Here is a 5,441-nt window from a genome sequence, read left to right as displayed (position 1 = left end):
CTCTATCTCTATCTCTATTCCCATGACCAGTTTGTAAGTTAACGCAGACAAAATTTATCTACTCTGATTCAAATACATTCCAAATTACATTTCATATCTCATACACCACAATTTATAAATATAACTATCAATTCATTAATTCTTATCAATTACTGCCTATGAATAAGTTCTTATGATAGGAGGCTCAATAACAAACTTATCTAAAACCACTTAACAACACCTCAATGAAGACAGGATAGTGAATTCATGTTCGAGAAATACAAAAATCAAAGTGTTGGCTTCCAACTTAAGTTGGTCATTTTGCTGTGCTTACTTATCGCCTTTGGCTCTATCGCAACGCTCGTGTATCGCAATGCCTCACAAGTATTATTAGACAACACGTTAAGGGAACACCAATCCAAAGTAGAAGCGATGGCCAAAACCATATCTGGCCAATTCGATGCCTACCTGCATACCGCCAAAGTTTTAGAATCCACCTTTCGTAACGGTTACCTAGCAGGTGTTTATGTTGAGAATTACGACGTTGAGTTCAACGGTCATTCCATTCCTAACCTGACTCAATATGGTGAGAGCCTAATCAACGACACTAAACTCGTTGATAGCTTTACTCGCGACACCGGCGCTGTAGCAACCCTATTTGCCCCATTTGGCGATGACTTTATTCGCGTGTCTACTTCTCTTAAAAAACCGTCAGGGGAACGTGTTGTTGCCACAACGTTAGGCAAGGATCATCCTGGCTATAACAAACTCAAAAATGGCGAAGCTTATTACGCGCAAGTGAAGCTCTTCGGCCAACGCTACATTACCTACTACGCGCCTTTAACGAATGCACAAGGCAAAGTTAACGGTGTCTCTTTCATTGGTCTACCCGTAGAAGAGGCGACACAAAACCTGTTCGAGTCATTGCGTTCTGTCTCATGGGGCGATACTGGCTATACCATCATCGTTGACAATGAAGAAGAGCATCAAGGCCAGTACTTACTGCACCCTACTAATGCTGGAGGTGATAAATCTATTGTGGATGTTGCCGACTACGATGGAAATAAACCTTTTTATCAGCTCTTTGAGCAGCCATCCGGCTTGATTCTCTACCCTTTTGAGTATCAAGGAACAGTGGGCGAAAAATACCTCGTCTATACCGAAGTCCCGGGGTGGAATTGGAAACTACTTGGCGGCACATTTATTAATGAAGTCACTAAAGGCAGCGACGAACTGCTGAAACTTATCGCGATAATCGCGACCTTGATTGCCGCCGCTACCATCGTCGTATTAACGCTCGTATTGAACCGTACGTTGACGCCGTTAACGACTTTAAACGAATACATGATGCGCTTAGGAAAAGGCGAAGTCAGCTTACATATTCCAAACAACGGCAAACAGACTAAGAATGAAATCAGCAACCTAAATACCGGCGTTGCGAATATGGCTGCTCAATTGAATACACTCGTTGGAGAAATTCGTACGACCAGTGATCAAGTACAAAACAGCTCTAGCAGTGTGTCACAGGATGCTAGCCACAATCTGAGCCAATCTGACCGCCAGCAAGCACAGGTTGAGCAAGTCGTTACCGCTATTGAAGAGATGGCTACCTCGGCAGAATCTGTAGCGCAGCAAGTGAATAGCATTGCTGAAAATGTTCGCCTTGCAAATGAAGACAGCCAGAAAGGTTTAGAAGTCGTTGAAGGTGTGTGTATTGATGTTGCCCAGCTAAATGATCAATTAGACAAATCAGCATCGGCCATCGAGCAAGTGAGTTCTGATAGCGAAAGCATTCAAACCGTCACCAAGATGATTGATGACATCGCAGAACAAACCAACTTACTTGCGTTGAACGCTGCAATAGAAGCAGCGCGAGCGGGGGATCAGGGTCGTGGTTTTGCCGTGGTCGCTGACGAAGTAAGAACATTGGCTCATCGTACACAAACGTCAGTACAAGACGTAGTGAGCATCATCGAGAAGTTGAAATCTTCAACTAACAATGCCGTGAACCTGATGACACAAAGCCAATCGAATGCCAACCAAGTACTTGATAAAGCGCAAGAAGCAGGTACAGCCCTAGAGTCGATTGCCTCTCAAGTTGAATCTATTGCCTCTCAAGCTGAAACCATTGCTGCGACATCAGAAGAGCAAGCTCAGGTTTCTCAAGAAATAGCAGCGAACGCGCATGCGATCAGCGATTTGAACCAGCAAAGCCGTGAAACCAGCGCTAAGACTTCTCACAGTGCTGATGAACTTCAAAAACAAGCTGAGTCGTTAAAGAACCAAGTTAACTTCTTTAGCTAGAAGCCGAGTTCACTGTTTCTATGTGACTTGCTCATAACCAATAGAGCCAACCATACGTTGGCTCTATCTCTTCACTGACAGCCTCTGTATCTTCACTAATTGCCGTAAACCAAGACAGCTGCGTTTATTCTAGCGCCCCACTATGCTTCCTGTTAAAATTTTGGACTTGAAATTTCTACCTCGAGTTCGCAATGACTTACCAATGCCCTTTGTGTCACCAACCTTTATCTCAAAACGATCGTACGTTTAAGTGTGAAAAGAACCATCAGTTCGACCTAGCGAAAGAAGGCTATGTTAATTTGATGCCAGCACACCACAAACGCTCAAAAGATCCAGGTGACAACAAAGAGATGATGCAGGCTCGTCGCCGCTTCCTTGAAGGCAACCACTACGATCCAATGCGTCAAGCCGTTGTTGGTTTATGCGCTAGCTATCTGCCAGCAACCGCCCCTAGCCTATTAGATATCGGTTGTGGTGAAGGTTATTACACCAATGAAATTGCGGTAAACCTTCAAGAAAAGAATGGTGCGACTTTTGGCCTAGACATTTCTAAGATTGCTATCAAATACGCAGCTAAACGCTACCCTGCTGTCGACTTCTCAGTCGCTTCGAGCCATCGCCTGCCCTTTGCGGAAAACAGCTTAGACGGCATTCTACGCATTTATGCGCCTTGCAAGGCTGAAGAACTGCAGCGCACCATCAAAGACAATGGCGTGGTGATCACCGTGACACCGGCTAGCCGACACCTGTATCAGCTGCGTGATGCAATTTATGATGGTGTTCGCTTGCACGACGAAGATCCAGAAATGATTGAAGGTTTTACTCTTGATCACCAAGAGCAACTAAACTATATGATGGAACTATCGGGGTCAGACGCATTCGACCTGCTACAGATGACGCCGTTTGCTTGGAAAGCGAGTGAAGAGTTTAAACAACAACTCATTGATGCTGAGCAATTCAACTGTGAAGCGGACTTTATGCTGCGAGTGTACCGCAAACAGATTTAATTGATATTGATTATCGTTTGCATTGAAATGTCATCTTGCCTCCTTTAGTATGCGTGTTCTTCAAGGAGGCATTTCATGCAACGTATTATTCTTATCGGATTAGCGACCCTGCTTACAGCTTGTGCTAATCAACCTTCAAACAGCACTTATCAACAAGTGGCTAACACGCAAACGGATACCGTTTCCACATTCTATGACTACCAGTTTGCTTCTCCACAAGGCGAAACGCTTTCTCTCGATGCATTACCTAAACAGCTGATTGACGCTGATGTGGTTCTTATTGGCGAATGGCACACTCACTCGGCAATCCATCGATTCCAAACCGATTTCTTAAAAGCACGTCGCAACGCCACATCAAACATCGCGCTTTCAATGGAACAATTCACTCGAGAACATCAAGACACATTAAACCAATATCTCAATGATGAAATTGGCGAACAAATTCTTATGTCTCAAGCGGCTGCTTGGCCAAACTACGAAAGTGATTATCGCGCTTTAGTTGAGTTCGCTAAAACCAATGACGTCGATATCATTGCGGCAAACGCACCAAAACCCTTCGTACAATGCATTGGCCGTAAGGGGTTACCCTATCTAGATCAGCTAACGACGGAACAACGTCAATGGATTGCTTCAGAAGTGGATACTGGCGATAGCCCTTACAAAGAAAAATTCATGGCTTCGATGCATCACGGTACGCCAGAGCAAACAGAAAAGCAGTTTGCCGCTCAAGTAACATGGGATGAAACCATGGCGGAATCGATTGTCGGTTACCTAACATCAAACCCAGATCAGCAAGTGATTCATGTTGCTGGCAAGTTCCATACAGAAGATGGTTTAGGCACAGCTGCATCGATTCTGCGTCGCAATCCCGATCTAAAAATTGCGATTATCAGCCCAGTTAAGGAAATCGCTTCAGATAGCAGTGACTACCAGCTCAAAGTGCTTTCTCCACCCGCTCGCTTTGTTAAAAAAGAGAACAGAATGAAGGCATACAAACACCTATCGAAGCGCGGCGCTAGCCTAGAGTGCGACTAAACCATTCTTATCCATTCTTATAAGAGAACGAAACGATGGGCTAATTCTAGATAACTAGCCCATCGACAGAGCTTCATTGGCTCCTATCATCCACTCTAACTCTATATAACATTCAAATTCCTTATCGGCACAAGATTTGCTTAATAACTAGACGGTTTGACTAAGCAGACGAAAAAACAATGTGCGAATAAAAAACATCACCACGGTGATTAAATGCACAAGTTTTTCACACCTCTGCCGATACTATATTTAAGGATAGGTAAGGAGAGCGATATGACACCAGTAGGAACGAGTAATACTCAGCTGTATTCACCTGCGAAAATGAACGCACAGAATAAAAGCACCGAGGCTGAAAAGCCTGCTCCACTCAAGGTGGAACAAAATACCGTTAAGCTTTCCGATGAAGGAAAAGCGCTATTATCTGCTCTTAAACAAATCGATAAAGAATCCAAAAAATTCGAAGCGGAAAATGCAACCGTTACCGATAAAGTTGAATCGTTCGCTCACGGCGCATTAGGCATGGACCACCCAGACAAGGTTGAAGAAGAGGATGATGGCTCATATTCAGCGGGGCAATTCTTGTCCGCGGCACTTACCGTAGGTGGCATCCTTATCGCTTTAGTCTAACTTTTTGCTTTGACCTAATTTCGCTTTAGCCTAACTTTACAGCTCTGCTTCTCTATTCTTTCATTACCTACCTTTTATTGAATAGAAGCAATTTGTCGTCACGACAACAGACCTGATTTGGTCTAAAAAACGAGTTCATTCCATAATTCCGCTCTCATTTTAATGGAATAATACTCGTGAAAAACACTTTTGAGCTTATTGATAAGCCTACCTTCTTTGGTGCTATTGCACTCCTACTCACGATAGTTTTCCCGCTCATTTTGTTCCCGGCTCAGGGCGCAGACTGGATTGCGGTTGCGAAAACATTCATGACGGATCAACTTGGATTTCTATATCTTGCTCTAGGCCTGGCTGCTTGTGCCTTCATGGTTTACGTTGTGTTCAGTGACATGGGACAAATTAAACTGGGTGAAGCTGATGAAGAACCTGAGTTCAAAACTGCATCATGGGCAGCAATGCTTTTCTGTGGTGGTATCGGCGCAAGTATCT

5 protein-coding genes are annotated in these 5,441 nt (G+C 44.0%); all 5 read left to right on the top strand.

Going from position 1 to position 5,441, the window contains the following annotated elements:
* Positions 1 to 246: 246 nt before the first annotated feature.
* Entirely contained in the window at positions 247 to 2,283 is a 2,037-nt protein-coding gene (locus tag AB4232_RS13570; RefSeq protein WP_009848661.1) for a methyl-accepting chemotaxis protein, read from the top strand.
* A gap of 191 nt (positions 2,284 to 2,474) precedes the next feature.
* On the top strand, positions 2,475 to 3,290 hold the full coding sequence (gene rlmA, locus AB4232_RS13565; RefSeq protein ID WP_017099212.1) for a 23S rRNA (guanine(745)-N(1))-methyltransferase: 816 nt from the start codon (positions 2,475 to 2,477) through the stop codon (positions 3,288 to 3,290).
* A 75-nt stretch (positions 3,291 to 3,365) separates the two neighbouring features.
* A complete protein-coding gene (locus AB4232_RS13560) occupies positions 3,366 to 4,325 on the top strand; it encodes a ChaN family lipoprotein (RefSeq protein WP_372087339.1) in 960 nt (319 codons plus the stop codon).
* Positions 4,326 to 4,598: 273 nt separating this feature from the next.
* The gene (locus AB4232_RS13555) at positions 4,599 to 4,952 is read left to right on the top strand and encodes a hypothetical protein (protein WP_009848664.1); all 354 of its coding nucleotides are present in this window, start codon (positions 4,599 to 4,601) and stop codon (positions 4,950 to 4,952) included.
* Between the two features lie 176 nt (positions 4,953 to 5,128).
* A partial coding sequence (locus tag AB4232_RS13550; protein ID WP_372087338.1) for a BCCT family transporter occupies positions 5,129 to 5,441 on the top strand: 313 nt, incomplete at its 3' end.

The sequence above is a fragment of the Vibrio sp. 10N.286.46.A8 genome (genome assembly GCF_041470165.1).
Lineage (GTDB): Bacteria > Pseudomonadota > Gammaproteobacteria > Enterobacterales > Vibrionaceae > Vibrio > Vibrio tasmaniensis_A.
The sequence above is the reverse complement of the archived record's forward strand: the minus strand, read 5'-3'. Positions and strand labels throughout refer to the sequence as shown.